This is a genomic window from Neobacillus driksii, from assembly GCF_013409995.1.
Classification (GTDB): Bacteria; Bacillota; Bacilli; order Bacillales; family Cytobacillaceae; genus Neobacillus; species Neobacillus driksii.
On record NZ_JACCBX010000005.1, the window covers coordinates 277,779 to 295,882 of the forward strand.

Sequence of the window (18,104 nt, forward strand, 5' to 3'; positions counted from 1 at the left end):
GTTCAAACTTGACTCACCTGCTCGGTCAGCCAAACCCGCATTAACGAGAATAGCTGATTGATATTTAATGGTTTCATAATATAATCGGAAGCACCCGCCTCCATGCACTTATCACGTTCACCCTTCATTGCCTTGGCCGTCAGCGCAATAATCGGAAGTCTTTCCATTTCCAAGTCCTGCCTGATGACCTTCATGGCTTCATAGCCCCCCATCACAGGCATCATGATATCCATGAAAACAAGGTCAAAATCAGCCTGTTCCTGAATAAATTCAATAGCCCGCTTCCCGTTCTCCGCCACTTGAACCTTCACACCCTTTTTCTCCAAGGCGGTAACAAGTGCAAAAATGTTCCTTCGGTCATCCTCTACCAACAGCACTTTCTTTCCTTTAAACAACTGGTCGTCAGAAGCCTCCGCTTCCACCGCCATGCTCGTGTCTGTTTCTCCGCTGACCAGCTGGTGTTCATCTGCAAACTCGCTCACACTTGCTGCTGCCTCTTCAAGTACCAGTTGTTCAAGTTGAAGGTGATACTCGGCTGCCTCCAGGCTGCCAGGGATATATAGCGTAAACGTACTACCCTTTTCAGGCTCGCTCTGAACCATAATCACACCGCCAAGTAAACGAGTAAATTCACGGCATATCGATAACCCTAAACCAGTCCCGCCAAATAGCCGATTGGTCGTACCATCCACTTGTTGAAACGCTTCGAAGATAATTTGCTGCTTCTCATGAGCGATTCCGATACCTGTATCTGTAACGGAGATGGCCAGTACCATTTCTTCCTCATCCAGTTCTGGCAAGAGTTCCCGAACCTCTTCTGGTTCCGCACATTCAATTTTTACTGTTACAGAACCCTGTTCCGTAAATTTAAAGGCATTGGACAATAGATTTTTCCAAATTTGCTGCAAGCGCTGCCCGTCCGTCCTAATCACGGAAGGTACATCTGCCGCGGTCATCACCTCAAAGGTTAGGTTCTTTTTGGCTGCAACGGGATCAAACATGCTCTTCATCATTTGTGGAATTTCCGTCACATTGACTTCATCTGTTAAAATTTCAATTTTACCTGCTTCAATTTTTGATAAGTCGAGAATATCATCAATCAAGCGCAGCAAATCACTTCCAGCCGTGTAGATGACCCGTGAGGATTCCTTCACTTCTGAGTTGTCCATGTCCCCCTCCGTTTCCATCAGCATTTGTGAAAGTATCAGAATACTATTTAATGGCGTGCGCAACTCGTGTGACATATTCGCGAGAAAATCTGTTTTATACTGCGAGCTCAACTGCAGTTTCCGTGAATAGTCCTCCAGCTCATCCTTAGCTTTTTTCAAGTCAAACGCCCTTTGTTCAGCGAATTGCCTCTGTTCTTCTAAATATTCATTGGTAATCCGTAGTTGTTCCTGCTGCATTTGCAGCTCTTCCGATTGGGCTTGCAGTTCCTCTGATTGCGCCTGGAGTTCTTCGGTTAACACCTGTGATTCCCCTAGCAGCCTTTCCACTTCCATCCGTCCTGCCACATTGGTAATCGCGGACCCGAACTTATCCTGAAGCAGATCTATTAAAGTTAAATGCTGTGCCATAAACGGCTGAAACGCCGCGAACTCAACCACTGCTTCTACTCTGCCGTCCACCATAATCGGTGCAACCAATAGATTTCGCGGAGAAGACTGACCTAACCCCGATGCAACCTTAAAATGTTCCTCTGGCAGCTTATCAATCAGGAAGATTCTTTTATCCATTGCCGCCTGGCCGATTAACCCTTCTCCTAACCGGAAACTCTCAGCAGCCCTTTCCTCTGAGACAATGGCGTAACCGGCCTCTTTCACGTAACGAACTTCGCTGCCTTGATTCCTGCGCAGGTACACAACGCCATAGACTGCTTCCAGCATCGGAGTCAGCTTGGAGATAAAGGCATGTGTCAATTCCGTCAGGTCCGTCATTCCCTGGTACATCGTCGAGATTTCCGCTACGCTTTTCTGGACCCAATTCTGTTTCTCCAGATTGCTGAGAAGCTCGTTCATCGCTTCGGCGAGTTCACGGGTCTCATCATGTGTGCTGGCCTCAATTCTAGTGGAAAGGTCTACCTCGGTCTCTCTTGAATCCGTAACACTTTTAATAGTCCGGACAACCTGCTTTATTGTTTTTACAATGGAATTAGACAGTAATATGGCCGTGGTAATCGTAATCAAGGTAACAACTATGATAAGGCCATACAACGTGATTTTTAAATTGTTATTTTCCTGATTCAGCTTCTCCACACGCTCGTTTGTCAGGTTCTTTTGATTTTCAAGAAAGGAATCAAAATGCGCCCGGAGTTCATCTGTCATTTTTTTACCCTTGTTATTATTAAAAAATTCGTCCAATGCGGTTTGGTTACTTGCCTTTTTTTGAGTTATCACATAGCTACCTGAATTGGTAATCCAGTTCATAATCAATGGTTTCACTTCTTCTAAATTCCGCTTCTGTGCCCCGTTATCGGCGAGCAGGGAATGGAGTGTATTGTAATTGTCGAGCCAGTTCTTGCTGGCTGTATTGTAGGGCTCGAGGTACTCCTCATCGCCTGTAATGACAAACCCTCTCATGCCTGTTTCCATATCTAATACATTTTTTTGTATCTGATTTGCTAAATTGTGAACCTCCATATCATGCTGCGTTACGAAATCGACCTCTTTTTGCATGGCCGACATCCGATTCATGACGATCAGCAGGGAGACGACTAAGCAAATCAAAATGAATACATAGCCAGCAATAATTTTTGTATGGATGTTGAAATGTAGACCCTTCATTCTCCGCTTTCCCCCTTTGTAAAAAAAATGGATAACTCTATCATATCGTTTCTAGCATTCTCACCCAATGGGAATTTTGTCCCAACCTTATGAAGGACATTTCTCTAATCCTCTTAGCACGATTTGTCCTTCATCACCCTTATGAAAGACATTTCTCCATCCGCTTCGCATGATTTGTCCTGCATCACCCTCATGAAGGACATTTCTCTAATCCTCTTAGCACGATTTGTCCTTCATCACCCTCATGAAGGACACTTCCCCAATCCACTTGGCATGATTTGTCCTTCATCACCCTCATGAAGGACATTTCTCCAATCCGCTTGGCACGATTTGTCCTTCATTACCGTTATGAAAGACATTTCTCCAATCCGCTTGGCATGATTTGTCCTTCATCACCCTTATGAAAGACATTTCTCCAATCCGCTTCGCATGATTTGTCCTTCATCACTCCTATTATCGGCAAATGAGGAAATTTACTAGTTTCAAAACTAGTAAATCGGGTATGTAATAAGTACACCACAAAATTGGAGGAGGTTATAAACATGGCAACAACTACTACTAAATCTAAGTCAAAAAACAAAACATTATCCGAAACACTTAACAGGCAGGTGGCGAACTTTTCGGTTCTTCATATGAAACTGCACCATTTCCACTGGTATGTGAAGGGAGAGAACTTTTTCACCCTGCACCTTAAATTTGAGGAGCTTTACAAGGAAGCTGCTTTACATCTAGATACGATTGCGGAAAGAATGCTCGCACAAAGGGCATTACCGGTGGCAACCCTTACGGAGATACTAGAACTTACGACACTTAAAGAGGCAACAGGTGATGAAGACGCACAGCAAATGGTCCAATCACTGGCTGATGATTTTGAGATGATTTGTACTGAGCTGACAGAAGGTATCGCCCTTGCCGAAGAAAATGAGGACCAGCCTACAGAAGATCTACTTGTACACATTCGCACCTCATTAGAAAAGCATAGATGGATGTTTGAAGCTTACCTGGGCAACTAATAAACATAACGGGGTGTCAGCCAACAAGCTGACACCCTTTTATGATGAGGCATTTGTAGAAATTAAGACGAGACACATATCGTCTTTTGGAGGATTTACCAGTTCCCAGCCTGGCTGCAGTTGATGAAGCAACGCCTCGGGATCTTGCATATCCTCCACTTCCAAAGCACCAACCAGCCTGTCCGTTGCATCCTCATATTTCTCCTCCAGCCATTCTGATAACCCATCCGTGAACAACAGGATACGTGAGGATTCGGTATAAGGAATGACTCCCTTGGTGACTTCAATCTCCTCAAAAAAACCGAGTGCGCAGGAACCTTCTGTTAACAGTTTTACTTCCTGATCCACAATTGCGATCCCTGCAGGATGACCCGCATTGACGTACTCAATGGATTGTTTTTTCGTATCAAGAACAAAGTAAATCGCCGTAAAATAGTAGTTCATTAAACTATCAGGGGTATGGAGCTGATTCATTCTCCTGTTCAGTTCCTTTATGACCTTTTCCGGGTCAACGATCCCAGTAATCGTATCTTTTAACGCAGAATAGATGTACATCCCAACAAGTGAGGATGATATCCCATGTCCCATCATATCGAGCAGAATGACTCCATATTGGTTCGGGCTAATCTGATACCAGGCATAGAAGTCCCCGGCAAGCTCAAATGTAGGCCTGTACACGGAAGAAATAGTGATATTTTTTTCCTTAAGGGGGCCGCTGAGCATACTTCTTTGCACCTGCCTAGCAAGGTCGAGATCATATTCAATTCGTCTGTCCCGTTCCTTACGCAAATCTTTTTCTTGCTTTAACCGCAGAACGGAACGAATCCGGGCGAGGAGCTCGACTTTATTAATTGGTTTCATTACATAATCGAGGGCTCCCGCGTCCATCGCCTCGGCCATTATATTGGAATCTCCCATTGCTGTCACGAAAATAATCGGCAGGTCCGAAAACCGATCATTGGCCAATACTGTTCGGCAGGCTTCAATGCCATCAATTTCCGGCATCATCAAATCCATTAATATCAAGTCTACCGGCACATCGCCGGGATTAGGTATATCAAGCTGCAAATACTGATATAACTCCGCTGCAGATGACAGCAAAAGCAACCTATTATAGCCAGCTCTCCTCAGGATTTTCTCGACAATTATTAGGTTTGTTTTATTATCATCTACAACGACAATCTTCATCGGCATCTGGCTTTCCCCCCTTCTTCAAAAGATGAGCCTGGCCCCCGTATTGGTGACAGGCACCGACTAGTTTGGCACTTATTAGGTTGAAAAATCCTGGCGGGGGTTACTAGCAAGAACCTTCCGCAATTTTTCGATCGCCTTTTTTTGCAGACGGGATACATGCATTTGCGAAATTCCTAGGGATTCCCCCACTTCGCGCTGACTTTTGTTATCGATAAACGTCCACTGAATAATTTGCTTCTCCCTTTCGTCCAACACATGAAGAGCGCTCTCTACTAGCAGCTGCTGGTCGACTCTTTCAAATCCTTTGTCTTCTGATCCGATCACGTCTAACGGCGTAACCCCGCTGCCGTCGGAACCGGTCTCAATTGTTTGGTCCACCGATGCCGTTTGATACCCTTTACCTAATTCCATTGTTTCGAGTACTTCCTCTTCAGAAATCCCTAAATACTCAGCGATTTCATAAATCTTTGGTGAGCGTTGATAGCGGTTCGTCAGCTCGTCCACTGCTCCATTTAATTTTGGCCACGTCTCTTTTATTCGGCGCGGTACATGAACATCCCACGTCTTGTCCCTTAAAAATCGTTTAATTTCACCAATTACCATCGGAATTAAATAGGCCTCAAATGGGTTCCCTGTACTAGGATCGAACCTTCTAATGCTTGATAATAATCCAATCATCCCTACCTGCACGATATCTTCATGCAAATTCCGACCTTTTGAATATTTTCTGGCAATGCTTCCAATCAGATTGGTGTACTGCTCTACTAACTGTATTTGAGCGGTCTCGCTCTCGTTCTCCTGAAAATCCTGAATCAACGCATATATATCTTCCTTAGTTCGTTTCACGGTCTGAGGTGGCTTTGTCATGATTTTCACGCTCCTCGCCTAGGTACTTCACCATGAAGACCGTTACTCCGGAACGATTCAGAACACGGACTTCATCCATGAGCGTTTCGATCAGATACAGACCTAACCCTCCCTCTGACAATTGGTCGACTGTAGTTGACTCTGTATAAGGGCCCAGTTCTTCTTTTGTTTTTAAAAAATTAAAGCTTTGACCGCTGTCAGCTACCATTGTTTCTAACTTATCCTCGTAAATACCGAAGCCGATAATCACCTCACCGACCTGGTTTTCCGGATAGGCATGCTGTACCGCGTTGGTGCAAGCTTCACTTACAGCGATTTTAATATCCTCAATTTCCTCATATGTATAACCCATGCGGCTCGCTATCCCTGAAATCGTTAATCGAATCACACCTACATATTCTGGTTTGGCTGGAATCTTCATTTCAACATAATCCATCACTTGTTTCATCGTCCCACATCCTCTGCATTGTCAGAAATACTCATAATATGACTTAAACCAGTAATGTTAAACAGACGCTTCAGCCGGTCGGATAACTCCACCAGCCTTAGTTCCCCATCATTTTTGTTTAACTGCTTAAACATCCCTACGAACACGCCAAGTCCGGTACTGTCCAAGTAGGAGACATCCTTTAGATTCACGGTAATCACATTATTTTTGCCCTCCGTAAGAGGCAGTAACTCTTCCCTGAGCTTCGGCGCCGTATACGCATCAATTTCTCCGCTAACACTCACGTATATTTCCTTATCATCTTCGTGCTTTTCTATATTTACTTTCATGTTATCACCTCTAAAAATATTTACTGTTTACATACCCGTTATAAAAAAAACTAAACCTATTTTTAAAAAAATATTTTTCTAGCATTATACCAGAATTAGGAAAACTTACGAATAGACACAAATCCCTATGAAAATAGTAGTGTATCGGATACCAGAAAAAGGCCTGCACCATTTGTGCAAGCCTCTTATATATAGTAAAGGTAGTGTATGGCCGATTAAGGATTAGTAACGATTTTGATTGTTACTTTTATTCTTCGATTCGGAGTTCGAATCTCCATCCCTTTGTTGAAATTCTTTATCAGCATTCTTGGATATCGAATCACCATATCTCTGCCTATCATTCTCTTGCTGGACATTTTCACCGCTTAAAAAGGTTGGATCGCCATCTCTTTGCCCCTGCTGACGTGAAAGCTCTCTTATATCTTCCACAATTTCATCGCCTGGGAGCTCCTGCTTCACCTGAGGATCTTGACCATCGGTATAACCCGTAGGTTCTTTTTCAAAACTGTCCGTAAATTCATTTTCATCCTTACGTCTCAATGATTCCGTTTCTTTGTCATCTACATAATTTTTACCCATGATTGTTCCCTCCTTTTATTTTTTTCAGATTGCCGTTTTTCATTCCTGCTGGTCTTACCGAACATGCAACCACATACTTCAACCACCCTCCTTCTATTTATCGTGATGATGAGGTTAGCTCGTTTCTAACCTTGATAGTGTTATACCCGATTGGACGAGTATCAAACTTTTTTAATGAAAAAAGGAACCTTTCTTTTTCCCTTTTAAAAGATCCCCTGTCCAGCCCTTGGTTTTTAAGTATCCATAAAGGAGAGCGGTCGACGCCACAATTGAAATAATAGAAATAAGATACCCATACTTCCACTCGAGCTCAGGCATATGTTTAAAATTCATGCCCCATAGCGCCCCTAGAGCCATAATCGGGGTAAAAACAGTCGTTAGGACCGTTAAAGTTTTCATAATTTCATTGCCTCGATGGGAGGAAATCACCTCTTCTAAATGAATAATCGAGTCTAACTCCTCCTCATACTCCCTTAGCAGCACATTTGCCCGGTCGATCCGTTTGCAGGTCCGGATAAAAATTTCTCCGTTATTGACTTTAGGAAAATTGGTTTCATCTATTGCCATCTTCAGCTCCTGAATCGGAATCAGCAGATTTTTACAAACTAACAGTTCATGCCGCTGATGAAAGACATGCTCCAAAATCCGCATTTCATTCCTCTTTTTGACACCCCACATCAGCTTATAGAGTGACTCCTCGAACTGATCAATCTCGCCCAGTAAGTCATTAACCAGTTCCCCTAGCAAAAATAAAAAGCCATCTACCGCATTCTCCGCTTTATTAAGCTGCCGCAGCATGACTTCTGGGGAAAGTTCTTTAAAAGAGGTAAACTCTAAATCAACAGTAAATAATGTATTGCAGGTTAGATAGAAATGAAAAATACTGTGTTCTTCTTCCTCATCGACATTTTGGCGATAAATAAGCGACCCATTCACGACTCTTTCCCCATCGATCAACCCGTGCACTTTTACGCAATTGTTGTTATTTTTCCGAACGCTCATTATCCAGCTTGATAGCAGTGTTTCCTTATCCCATACCGCATTCAGCTCATTTTTAGTTAATTGAACCCATTTCCATTGATCAAAATTGATATTTCTCTCCATACTACTACCTCCTTCCATACCAATCCTTTGATTCCCCTAAAAAGAGTAAACCAAACGTAAAAAAATGTTTAAGTGTGCAATGAAACGGGTATGTACAAAACAAGTCCACATTCTAAGGAGGTTTTAATGATGAATAAAGTCCTAAGTATGAGCTCGCTGGTAGCAGTAGGAATTGGAGCGTCAGCAGTATGGCTATCAAACAAACCTAACCGAATTAAAGCTGAAAGTATGTTAAGAGACTTGAAACGTAAGGTGAAACCGAACGTATACGCTAAATCTGAACAGCTTCCGATCGATAAGGGCGGAAATCCACACCCGAAGGATTTTCCCGATAACGATATGGTGAGTGAGGGTGCACAGTATTCCGTTCAATTTTACAATGAGAAAATTCAATAATCGAGCAGCGGCTGGGGTCCTTGAACCCCAGCCTTTTTTTATTTCCTCTTCGACTAGCTTTTCCTTTCCACGTAAAAATGTCTTCCTTTCACTCGAAAAGAAGACATTTTTTACTGCCAATATATTTTAGGAAGATGAGTTACCATGCATGCTGATCAATTCATCCACGGTTTGAATCCGCTTATCTCCTCTTACATCTTCCTCTGGGGTTAAAAATGAGTGATCCACAGGAAGGCTGGCGATATTCTCTTTCTCCAGCTCTTTTTGCGCCTCTACCGTTCGTTTGGCATACGGCAGGGCTTTAAGCCTTTCATAGGGAATCGGTTCTCCAGTATCGACACAAACGCCAAAGGAACCTGTTTTAATCCGTTCCAACGCCTCATTCACTTCTTCGAGGAGATTGTTTGCTGTTTCATGCAAAACCTTTTGTCTTTCCCGTTCCTCCAATTGTGTGGCCGTATCGGCAAAATGATTATCATAGCTCGTTAATTCACCGTAATCCTCGAACGATAAAGGCTCATTGGCTTCTACCATTTGAATGGTTTCTTCCTTCAGTTGCAGTAACTTTTTCTTAAAATAGCTCAGCTCTTCTTTTGATAACATGTATTTTCCCTCCCATACTTCTGCCTGTTATTTACCCGTTCATGTATAAACATGAAACTTTCTAGCCACATCCAGTTAAAAAATGGCGTCATTATATGACTTTGTTTCATTTTTGTTTTCCCCCTTGATGATTTTTTCCTTGATCGATTTCTCTTTTCTCAGCTTCCATAACCGGTAGCTATGGTGGGCAATTACCTTAATGACCGCATACACGGGAACCGCGATGATTAACCCGAGAACCCCGCCTATACGTCCTGCTGCAAGTAACAAGGATATGATCGTGAGCGGATGGATCTCTAGCTTTTTCCCCATCACTTGAGGTGAAATAATATGTCCTTCAATCTGTTGGACGACAATCATCACCATGAGGACTTTTACCACCATCATCGGTGAATCGATCGACGCTATAATCATTGCAGGAATAATCGCTAAGATAGGACCGATAAACGGGATGACATTGGTAAACATGGCAAAAATCGCAACAAGAAGGGAGTAGTCAAGGTCAATAAGCAAATACCCAATAAAAAGCATGACACCTATACAAAAACTAACAAGAACTTGGCCTTGAATATACGAGCTGAGCGCTTCATCTAAATCAGCCAATATTTTTCGTCCATTTTTCTGCTGCCTCACTGGCAATAAACGGAGAATATACAAAGGCGCCTTTTCGCCTTCTTTTAACATGTAATAGAGAATAAACGGAACAGTCGTAAAGACGATGACAATACTTGCAAGTACCCCAATAATATTCATAAAATTTGTTCCAATTGTAGAAAGACTTGAAGAAACCGACTTAGTAATCGCTTCGGAAGCCTTTTCTACATCAACACTGTCATTTTCCTGTAACTGATTGAACCATTTACTCTGCTCAAGCTCAGTCAATTTCTCCGGTATCGCCTCCATAAGTTGAGGCGTGCTATCGACGAAACTTTTCATTTGCTCTTTCAGAATAGGACCGCCAAGAAAGATTAATAATGAGATTAATAGACCAAATAGTAAATAGATCAACAGGATAGAAAATGTTCTGGGAATATTTTTTAATTGAAGATAATTCACCAGCGGGCGAAACAAGTAATAGAGCACCCCGGACAGCAAAAAGGGAAAAAACAGTGTTTGGGCAAGTAAAAAGAAAGGCTGGAAAATAAAATCAATTTTCATTGCGACAAAAATAATTAAAAAAATAAGCAAAAGACCATAACCAAATCGAAATGCCCTCGTGTGCAGCATGTTCCTCACCTCCAATTTACAAAACCCTTTACGTGTAAATACCCGTTCTTTCATAAAGCTAATCCCACATTTACAAAAATAAATGATTTTACAAAAAGACACGCGGAGCACCGCATGTCTTTTGACTTCCTTATCTCTATCAGGAGTGTTTATTTCTTATTAAGCGAAGGTGTAATGTTCAACTTTCCAAGTATATTTTTTACCTTCATTCTGTTCGGTTTATACGCAAACCACTTTGCGACCGATACTCCCATTCCTAAAACCGTTAAAAGTCCTTTCACCGATAAAACTCGTTTCATATAAAGTCCTCCTTTACATCTCATTTCAAGAAAAGAAGCTTGTAGAAATCTGATTCGTACATTCCACTCGTCATCCAGTGAACTTATAACCTATGTTTATGATGTACCACCTAAACACCAATCTAAAACTCCTTTTTCTCTATTTAATCGTTTTGAAATCCTCGTAATCTATCGGGCCTTTTCTTTTTTCTTAAAAACAGTTTAAGGCGACAGTTATCGGGTATTTAACTAATAAGTCACCGAACTGTTAAGAACATGCAGTGATAAAAAGGTTGGGGCTTTACAGCCCCAGCCAATTTTTTGGATTCAGAGGTGAAAAAATGAATCTATTCTTTTTACTCATCTATTTCATCATCATTACTACTGTCATCGAAATTTTTGTCATTCTTTTTCGGTTAACGGATTTAAAGTTGGAGGTTTCAAGGTTTCAGGTCATTTCATTAATGACAGGTACAGGCTTTACAACTGGAGAGTCGGAGTTAATTTTAGGCCACCCGGTTCGTAGGAAACTAGCCACTTTTCTAATCCTATTTGGGGCCTTCTCACTTGCTGTTATCATTTCTTCCATTAGTACGATTTTATCGGAGGATCTTCGAACGAAGAATATTATCTATGCTGCAGGCGGTGTTCTGCTTGTTTTTGCTATTTTAAGGCTGAGGAATGTGCAAACGAGGTTATCCAAGTTATTTAAGCAAGAAATGAAGCAGAATATTGAACTTGGTGATCTACCCATGAGAGATATCTTTATGTCTGAAGAACAAGACCAGCTGCTAAATCTTCATATCTATAAAGAATCTTCTCTCTTTCAAAAACAAATCAGTCAAGTGATCCAGGATCATGACGAGTTAGAGTTTGTTGTATTGTTTATCAAAAGAGGCGAATTAAAACTTAGAAGAAATATCTATCATACAAAAATACACGAAGGTGATCAGATTCTGTTATTCGGAGAAATGAACGTCATTTCCAAGCTATTTAAAAATGACATTAAAATCATGGAGGAAAAACTAAAAAATACCCTCCATACACCCGTTAATGAGCACTAATAACCAGTACATTCGCAAGTCTGGATTTCAAATACTCCTTATACCACAGAAAGGCACACGTTATCTAACATGACGTGTGCCTTACATTTGCTTAGCTGACAATTTTTTTTACATCTAAATACAAAATATGGTGACCCACTGCCTCACGGACCTTGAACAGGTATCCATCGAACTTAGCCTCTGTGCCAATACCTACGTCAAAGTTTTGGGTAAGGAACCAGCCGCCAATCGTATCAATTCTTTCACCGGCTATGTTTGTACCGAGTAAACTGTTAACTTCCTCAATTAACACCTTTCCATCCAGTAAATAATGGTTTTCCTTTACCTTTTGAATCTTTGCTACTTCATCAGTGTCAAATTCATCTCGTACCTCACCAACAATTTCCTCAATAATATCCTCTACTGTTACTAACCCAGATGTACCACCGTATTCATCAACAAGAATTGCCATCTGCGTGCGTTCTTTTTGCATTCTCACCAATAAATCATGGATAGGGATCGTTTCAATCGCTTTTATCACCGGTTTTATGAAGGGTCTTAGACTCCCTTCCTTTTTATTCATGAGTTGGGCCGTTACCATCACTTTAACGTTAAGAACCCCTATAATGTTGTCTTTGTCACCCTCCATGACGGGGTACCTCGAATAATTCTCCGCTCTTACCTTGTTTAAAACCACTTCAATGGAATCGTTAATTGATAGGGTACTAATCTCAGTCCGGGGTACCATGATTTCTTTTGCCACTCTCTCATCAAATTCAAAAATATTGTTCACATAGTTTAATTCATTTTGATTGATTTCACCCTTCTTATAGCTTTCCGATAACAGCAAACGAAGCTCTTCTTCCGAATGAGCTAATTCTTGTTCGGATTCCGGTTTTAAGCCGAAAATTCCAACTAGCAGTCTAGCAGAACCGTTTAGTGCCCAAATAAAGGGGCGCATCACTTTGGTAAATCCTATGATTGGGGCAGCAAACAGAAGTGCTACCTCTTCTGCCTTGTGAATAGCAACGGTTTTCGGGGCTAATTCCCCCACTACGACATGGAGAAATGTAACAGCTATAAAGGCAATAATAAAAGAGAGAATATGTGAAAGCGATACGTTGATATTTAATACAGAAAACAAGGGATGGATTATTTTTTCCACAGTGGGTTCTCCCAGCCAACCGAGTCCGAGTGCTGTTACCGTTATCCCCAATTGACAGGCTGATAGGTATTCATCCAGGTGGTTTACTACCTTTTTAGCAGAAACTGCACCCTTTTTCCCTTCCGCAATTAATTGATCAATTCTAGATGGGCGAACCTTTACAATCGCAAATTCTATCGCTACGAAAAAGCCGGTTAGTGCAATTAAAAGGGCTATCAATAATAGATTTATAATTGTCATTGAGCAGCCTTCCTCCCTTCTTATAAAAATAACAATCCGAAATCATGTAGATCCGGATTGTTATTATTTCGTTTAGCTTCAACGAATCTCTTATTCTATTATTTTATTATCGATTTTTTGGTCCAGTTTACGCAGGTATTTGGAAGCGAAGTCTTTCCCTCCAAGTCCGAATGCAAGTCCAAACGCTAATGCTAATCCACCTAATAGAAGAATAAATGCAGCATTGACGATGGAGTGTGCTACACCCAGCTGATCTAAAGCCATAAAGATGGTAATCGAAAAAATGGCATATTTCGCAATCGCTGCGAGAGTTCTTGAATAGCTGTTTTTAAGGATATTCTGTAAAATACGCTGAACTAAATTACCAAGATATAAACCAATTCCCAAAATAATAAGGGCGGCGAACAACATTGGTAAGTACGAAATCACTGCTGTTCCTAGAACAACAAGGAATTCTAATTGAACAATTTGTAAGGCCTCAACTGCGAATAATAATATAACGACAATTTTAGCCAGCATTCCGATAATTTGAGAAAGCGTATACGTTGATTGCTCAGGTTTAAGTGAGCCGACACCCATTTGGGTAAACACACTATCAATCTTTAAACGCCAAAGCATTTGAGTGACGATTTTCTCCACCCATTTTCCAAGCCAAATCCCCACTAAGATCAGAATAACAGCCACGGCAATGTTTGGTATAAGCGATACAACATCATGAAGCATCGCAATGGCTGGATCCGAAATGCCTTTTAAATCAAGTTTTTCTAAAGCAGTAATGATGGTAGGGATTAAGATTAAAATAAACGCAATGTTTCCGATAATACTTGATAGACTAATGCTATCCTTCGTTTTTACGATTCCTATTCGTTGACCAAGTTTTTCCGTCCCAATACTGCTCAAGAAGTTTGTTAGGATATCTCGGACTATTTTTGCAATAAGCCAGCCGACAAACACAATAAGAGCGGCCGCAAATAGCTTAGGGATAAAGGCAAGTAAGGTTGAAAGCGTATCTTCAAATGGTTCTGACACTCCTTCAATCTGCAAGGCTCCTAATACTCCAGGTAAGAATAGTAACAGCACAAAATAGAAGATTGCCTTCGCGATACCGTTTACCTTGTTTACTGCTTCACTTTGACTAATCGCAATTTTCCATTGAACGAAGCGGCGTTCCAAATGAACCATAGCCGCTCCCTTTTTAAAAAGGATACGAAGCAGCGAAGCAACACCCCAAGCAAATAGTAAAATAAGGGCAGCTTTCAATAAGTTTGGAATCGCTGCTGTAATCATCGTCAGCATTTGTACGAGTGGCGTCGCAATTAGGCTTAAGTTAAGCATATTAAAGAAGATAATCCACACGACAACTAGTAAGATATAATAAACGATTTTTCCTATTATAATTTCAGAAGAATATTTCTTTGTCCCAACGTTGGCAAATAACTTGTCATCGAATTTTGTTCTCCTCAGAAGGGCTTCCACACTTTTACCAATGCTTTTGGCAATCAGCCAGCCAACTAATAGAACTAAAAGGGCAAATAATAGGTTGGGAAGCTGATAAAAGTACGAGGTCCACCCCGCCATCATTTCATTTACATTCATTCTACCAATCTCCTTTTCTACTTTTTAATAAGATAAGAAAAAGAAGATTATCTTCCCTTTCTTATCTCAGTAGCGTTTAGTTTGTTTCTGGATTTTTACTCTCTGCTTCATCTTTGTTTTCTCCATCAGTTATACCGTTGTCCTGATCTACACCATCTCCACATCCAGTTAAAGCACCAAATGTTAAGGCAAACACCATACCTGTCATGATTAATTTCTTTTTCCATGTTTTTTCCATTGTTATTTCCTCCTTTTAATTTGTCTAGTATGGATTTACCCCTTAAGTAAGTGAGCTAAACAAAAAATGTTCAATTTTTATCAACAGAAATGCCAGCTTCATGTTTTTTTAAAAAACTATTATATAGAAAGAAAACGGTATGCCATCACATTTCTACTAAAAAAAGTTTCAGAATATTTTTTATGGGAATATAAAAAGGGAAGAACAAAACACGACGAAGGGAGCTGTAGATATGAGGAAAAGTTTATTAGTTGGTGGATTGGCTGTTTCTCTTACTCTTGCCGGATTAACAGGTTGCGGTGATGGGGTCGACCAGGATAACGGAGTCAGTGATGGACAACAGAAAGATGAAGTAGATAAAGACACGACGCAAAATGCAAAAGAGGCAGTGAATAAAGTGGAAACAGAATTAAAACAAGCTCAAAAGGATTTAGAGAAGAAAGTTGAGGATAACGGTGTTGGTGACGGTGTTAACCAATAACCACTAGCGAAACAGATTTAACAAATCCAAGGAGGCTGAAACAATATGAACAAAGATAAAATGAATGGATATGTAGATACCGTGAAAGGCAAGGCAAAAGAACAATGGGGTAAACTGACGGATGATCGTACAACAGAAACGGAAGGTAAAGTCGATCAGGCTAAAGGTAAAGTACAAGAAGAAGTTGGGGAAGTAAAGGACAAATTATCTAGGTAGTTATCAAACGATTAATCTTTCGAAACGAATAAAAGAGGAGGAAACAAATATGGACAGGATTGAAAAGAATGTTGTAGGCGTTTATGATACCGAACAGGAAGCGATTATCGCCATTGAGGACCTTGTCAAACAGGGATATGACAAACAAGATATCTGTGTTATTGGTAAAGATCTTAAAAATGTGAATTATATTGCGGACGAAACAGGTACAGTTGCAGAAGAAAGTGCAGCTACAGGTGCTTTAGCAGGTGGAACACTCGGAGGGTTAACTGGTTTACTTGTAGGAGTTGGTGCTCTTGCCATCCCTGGAGTCGGCCCAATCATCGCGGCAGGACCGATTGCTTCAAGTTTAATCGGAGCCGTAGCGGGCGCCGGTTTAGGCGGATTAACCGGAGCATTAATTGGTATAGGAATTCCAGATGATCAGGCCGAATTATACGGGAATTCTGTTAAAGAAGGTAAAATATTGGTGCTAACAAAGAATAGAAGGACTCCTAATCAGGATGACAGGAATACATTAGCGGCAGCAAACAATAGCTCAATGGCACAGGATTGGGATGAACTAAAGAAACTTGGCGGTGAAATGCAGAATAGTGATTCTAACGATGAACTGAAGGATAAAAGACAAGTTCCTGACCCTATCCAATAATAACAAGCAAAAACGGTCCCTTTCAAAGGACCGTTTTGCTTGTTAAGAAGAGGCCCCCACGCCTCTTCTTTCACTTTATATCGTTACCCCTCTTTGTTTGACCAAGACCGGGTCCTTCCCCCAAAGTTGCCGGTCTATTGTAGAAAGTCTGAGAATTGGTTGAAATTTTCATTCACGAAGTCGATAGCGATATCTGGGAATACTCCAAATAGAACGGATGCTACGACGGTGACGATTAAAACAACAACGATTCCCACTGGAATCTTTGAGAACTTGCTGTCATCCGCTGCTGGACGGAAGAACATTTGTGTCATGATACCGAAGTAGTAAAAATACGATACTACGGTTGTGGCAATCATGACGGAAGCCAATACATAATGTGGTTCCTGCACCATGAAAGCACCGATAAAGATGTTCAGCTTACCGATGAAGCCTGCAGTACCTGGAAAGCCGGCTAATGCGATTAACAAGATTCCCATTGTAACAGCAAGCACAGGTGAACGGCGATACAACCCAGCGAAATCTGCAATCTTTGTTGAACCAGTTTTAGCCTCTACTAATTGGATTACCGCAAAAGCTCCAAGGTTCATGAACAAGTACGCTAATAAATAGAACCAAACACTGTAAAAGAAGTTCGAGCTCAAAGACGTAAACGCCACTAGAACATAGCCCGCGTGCGCAATGCTCGAGTAAGCAAACATTCTTTTAATATTGCTTTGTTTCAGAGCAACCACGTTTCCGATGATCATCGTAGCTCCTGCCACAACGGCAATATAGTCCTGCATGTTATAAAGAATGGGCATCGAGCCAGGACCTTCTGTAGCTGCTACACCAAAGACCGATATTAAAATTCGAGCAACAATGACGAAACCTGCTGTTTTTGAAACAACGCTTAAAAAAGCAGTAACTGGTGTTGGTGCACCTTGATAAACGTCTGGTGCCCACATATGGAATGGAGCAGCAGCCAACTTAAAGCCTAATCCAACAAAAATCATTAAGAATGCCAATCCTAGCAAGTACGCATGCTGTGCATCAGCCAAGGACTGAAGCGCTCCAGCGATAGCTAACAAGTTGGTTGTACCTGTTAACCCGTATACATAACTCATACCAAATAAGGTAATCGCAGTAGCAATCGAGCCGTTGATGACATATTTCATGGCCGACTCGTTAGATTGCAAATTATTTTTGCGCATCCCCGCTAAAATATAGGAAGAGATCGATAACAACTCTAACCCGATAAATAAGGTGATTAAGTCACCGCTGGATGTCATAATCATCCCGCCGAGTAATCCGGTTAGGAATAAATAATAAAATTCTCCGCGGTATTCTTCCATCCCCTGCTCAGCCTTGTAGGAGACAGCTAAAAATAATACTAGCGCACCGCCTGCAAGAAGAAGGAGTTTAAATGCTTTTCCAAAAGAATCAAGACGGAAGGTGTCCTCTAAAATCGAATCCGGTGCGGCACCAAGTAGTCCGACAAGGGAAACCATTGCTGCGAAAATCGCAGCAATTCCGATCCATCCGAGGATTCTGCGATCTTGCTTTTTCGGCATAAATAAATCGATTACTGTGAGAAGCGCTGCTACACCAACGATGATGAACTCTGGTGTCATGATGCTCCAATTAAATGATGTTAATTCCTCAAGACTCATCCT

Annotated in this window: 20 protein-coding genes; 6 read left to right on the forward strand and 14 right to left on the reverse strand. The window is 41.3% G+C overall.

The window, feature by feature from the left end; translation table 11 throughout:
* Window positions 1-2: 2 nt before the first annotated feature.
* Window positions 3-2,783 carry a CHASE3 domain-containing protein gene (locus tag F4694_RS13225; RefSeq protein WP_179598566.1) on the reverse strand — a complete coding sequence of 927 codons (2,781 nt, stop codon included), beginning with the start codon at window positions 2,781-2,783 and terminating at the stop codon, window positions 3-5.
* A gap of 542 nt (window positions 2,784-3,325) precedes the next feature.
* On the opposite strand from F4694_RS13225, the gene F4694_RS13230 reads away from it, so the two are divergent.
* Window positions 3,326-3,796 (forward strand): Dps family protein, encoded by a 471-nt coding sequence (locus F4694_RS13230; protein ID WP_179598568.1) that lies wholly within the window; start codon window positions 3,326-3,328, stop codon window positions 3,794-3,796.
* Between the two features lie 39 nt (window positions 3,797-3,835).
* Here F4694_RS13230 and F4694_RS13235 read toward each other — a convergent pair whose 3' ends face one another.
* The 6 genes from F4694_RS13235 to F4694_RS13260 form a co-directional block, all read right to left on the reverse strand.
* Window positions 3,836-4,984: a PP2C family protein-serine/threonine phosphatase gene (locus F4694_RS13235; protein ID WP_179599052.1), complete on the reverse strand. Its 1,149-nt coding sequence runs from the start codon at window positions 4,982-4,984 to the stop codon at window positions 3,836-3,838.
* An 81-nt stretch (window positions 4,985-5,065) separates the two neighbouring features.
* The gene (sigB, locus tag F4694_RS13240; RefSeq protein WP_179598570.1) at window positions 5,066-5,857 is read right to left on the reverse strand and encodes an RNA polymerase sigma factor SigB; all 792 of its coding nucleotides are present in this window, start codon (window positions 5,855-5,857) and stop codon (window positions 5,066-5,068) included.
* Window positions 5,823-6,305: an anti-sigma B factor RsbW gene (gene rsbW / locus F4694_RS13245; RefSeq protein WP_179598572.1), complete on the reverse strand. Its 483-nt coding sequence runs from the start codon at window positions 6,303-6,305 to the stop codon at window positions 5,823-5,825. Before rsbW ends, sigB begins: the two co-directional genes overlap by 35 nt.
* Window positions 6,302-6,634, reverse strand: a complete 333-nt coding sequence (locus F4694_RS13250) for an anti-sigma factor antagonist (protein WP_179598574.1) — start codon at window positions 6,632-6,634, stop codon at window positions 6,302-6,304. The genes rsbW and F4694_RS13250 overlap by 4 nt, the downstream gene beginning before the upstream one ends.
* A 222-nt stretch (window positions 6,635-6,856) precedes the next feature.
* Window positions 6,857-7,213 carry a hypothetical protein gene (locus F4694_RS13255; protein ID WP_179598577.1) on the reverse strand — a complete coding sequence of 119 codons (357 nt, stop codon included), beginning with the start codon at window positions 7,211-7,213 and terminating at the stop codon, window positions 6,857-6,859.
* A gap of 171 nt (window positions 7,214-7,384) precedes the next feature.
* Entirely contained in the window at window positions 7,385-8,317 is a 933-nt protein-coding gene (locus F4694_RS13260) for a magnesium transporter CorA family protein (RefSeq protein ID WP_179598579.1), read from the reverse strand.
* 126 nt (window positions 8,318-8,443) lie between these two features.
* Here F4694_RS13260 and F4694_RS13265 point away from each other — a divergent pair, with 126 nt between their 5' ends.
* Window positions 8,444-8,713: a hypothetical protein gene (locus F4694_RS13265; protein WP_179598582.1), complete on the forward strand. Its 270-nt coding sequence runs from the start codon at window positions 8,444-8,446 to the stop codon at window positions 8,711-8,713.
* A 126-nt stretch (window positions 8,714-8,839) separates the two neighbouring features.
* Here the strand turns inward: F4694_RS13265 and F4694_RS13270 are convergent, their stop codons facing one another.
* From F4694_RS13270 to F4694_RS13280, 3 genes are all read right to left on the reverse strand, one after another.
* On the reverse strand, window positions 8,840-9,316 hold the full coding sequence (locus F4694_RS13270) for a TraR/DksA C4-type zinc finger protein (RefSeq protein WP_179598584.1): 477 nt from the start codon (window positions 9,314-9,316) through the stop codon (window positions 8,840-8,842).
* A 75-nt stretch (window positions 9,317-9,391) separates the two neighbouring features.
* Window positions 9,392-10,543 (reverse strand): AI-2E family transporter, encoded by a 1,152-nt coding sequence (locus tag F4694_RS13275; protein ID WP_179598586.1) that lies wholly within the window; start codon window positions 10,541-10,543, stop codon window positions 9,392-9,394.
* A gap of 149 nt (window positions 10,544-10,692) precedes the next feature.
* Entirely contained in the window at window positions 10,693-10,842 is a 150-nt protein-coding gene (locus tag F4694_RS13280; protein ID WP_179598588.1) for a hypothetical protein, read from the reverse strand.
* Between the two features lie 320 nt (window positions 10,843-11,162).
* On the opposite strand from F4694_RS13280, the gene F4694_RS13285 reads away from it, so the two are divergent.
* A complete protein-coding gene (locus tag F4694_RS13285) occupies window positions 11,163-11,885 on the forward strand; it encodes a hypothetical protein (protein WP_179598590.1) in 723 nt (240 codons plus the stop codon).
* 91 nt (window positions 11,886-11,976) lie between these two features.
* Here F4694_RS13285 and F4694_RS13290 read toward each other — a convergent pair whose 3' ends face one another.
* The 3 genes from F4694_RS13290 to F4694_RS13300 form a co-directional block, all read right to left on the reverse strand.
* The gene (locus tag F4694_RS13290; RefSeq protein WP_179598592.1) at window positions 11,977-13,269 is read right to left on the reverse strand and encodes a hemolysin family protein; all 1,293 of its coding nucleotides are present in this window, start codon (window positions 13,267-13,269) and stop codon (window positions 11,977-11,979) included.
* A gap of 90 nt (window positions 13,270-13,359) precedes the next feature.
* Window positions 13,360-14,865 (reverse strand): mechanosensitive ion channel, encoded by a 1,506-nt coding sequence (locus tag F4694_RS13295; protein WP_179598597.1) that lies wholly within the window; start codon window positions 14,863-14,865, stop codon window positions 13,360-13,362.
* Window positions 14,866-14,941: 76 nt separating this feature from the next.
* A complete protein-coding gene (locus F4694_RS13300; RefSeq protein ID WP_179598602.1) occupies window positions 14,942-15,103 on the reverse strand; it encodes a hypothetical protein in 162 nt (53 codons plus the stop codon).
* Between the two features lie 232 nt (window positions 15,104-15,335).
* On the opposite strand from F4694_RS13300, the gene F4694_RS13305 reads away from it, so the two are divergent.
* From F4694_RS13305 to F4694_RS13315, 3 genes are read left to right on the forward strand one after another with little or no spacing between them, the layout of a single operon-like run.
* A complete protein-coding gene (locus tag F4694_RS13305; protein ID WP_179598607.1) occupies window positions 15,336-15,584 on the forward strand; it encodes a hypothetical protein in 249 nt (82 codons plus the stop codon).
* A 45-nt stretch (window positions 15,585-15,629) separates the two neighbouring features.
* Window positions 15,630-15,800 (forward strand): CsbD family protein, encoded by a 171-nt coding sequence (locus tag F4694_RS13310; protein WP_179598612.1) that lies wholly within the window; start codon window positions 15,630-15,632, stop codon window positions 15,798-15,800.
* A gap of 49 nt (window positions 15,801-15,849) precedes the next feature.
* On the forward strand, window positions 15,850-16,449 hold the full coding sequence (locus F4694_RS13315; RefSeq protein ID WP_179598618.1) for a general stress protein: 600 nt from the start codon (window positions 15,850-15,852) through the stop codon (window positions 16,447-16,449).
* Between the two features lie 134 nt (window positions 16,450-16,583).
* Here F4694_RS13315 and nuoN read toward each other — a convergent pair whose 3' ends face one another.
* A complete protein-coding gene (gene nuoN / locus F4694_RS13320) occupies window positions 16,584-18,101 on the reverse strand; it encodes an NADH-quinone oxidoreductase subunit NuoN (protein ID WP_179598624.1) in 1,518 nt (505 codons plus the stop codon).
* Window positions 18,102-18,104 lie beyond the last annotated feature (3 nt).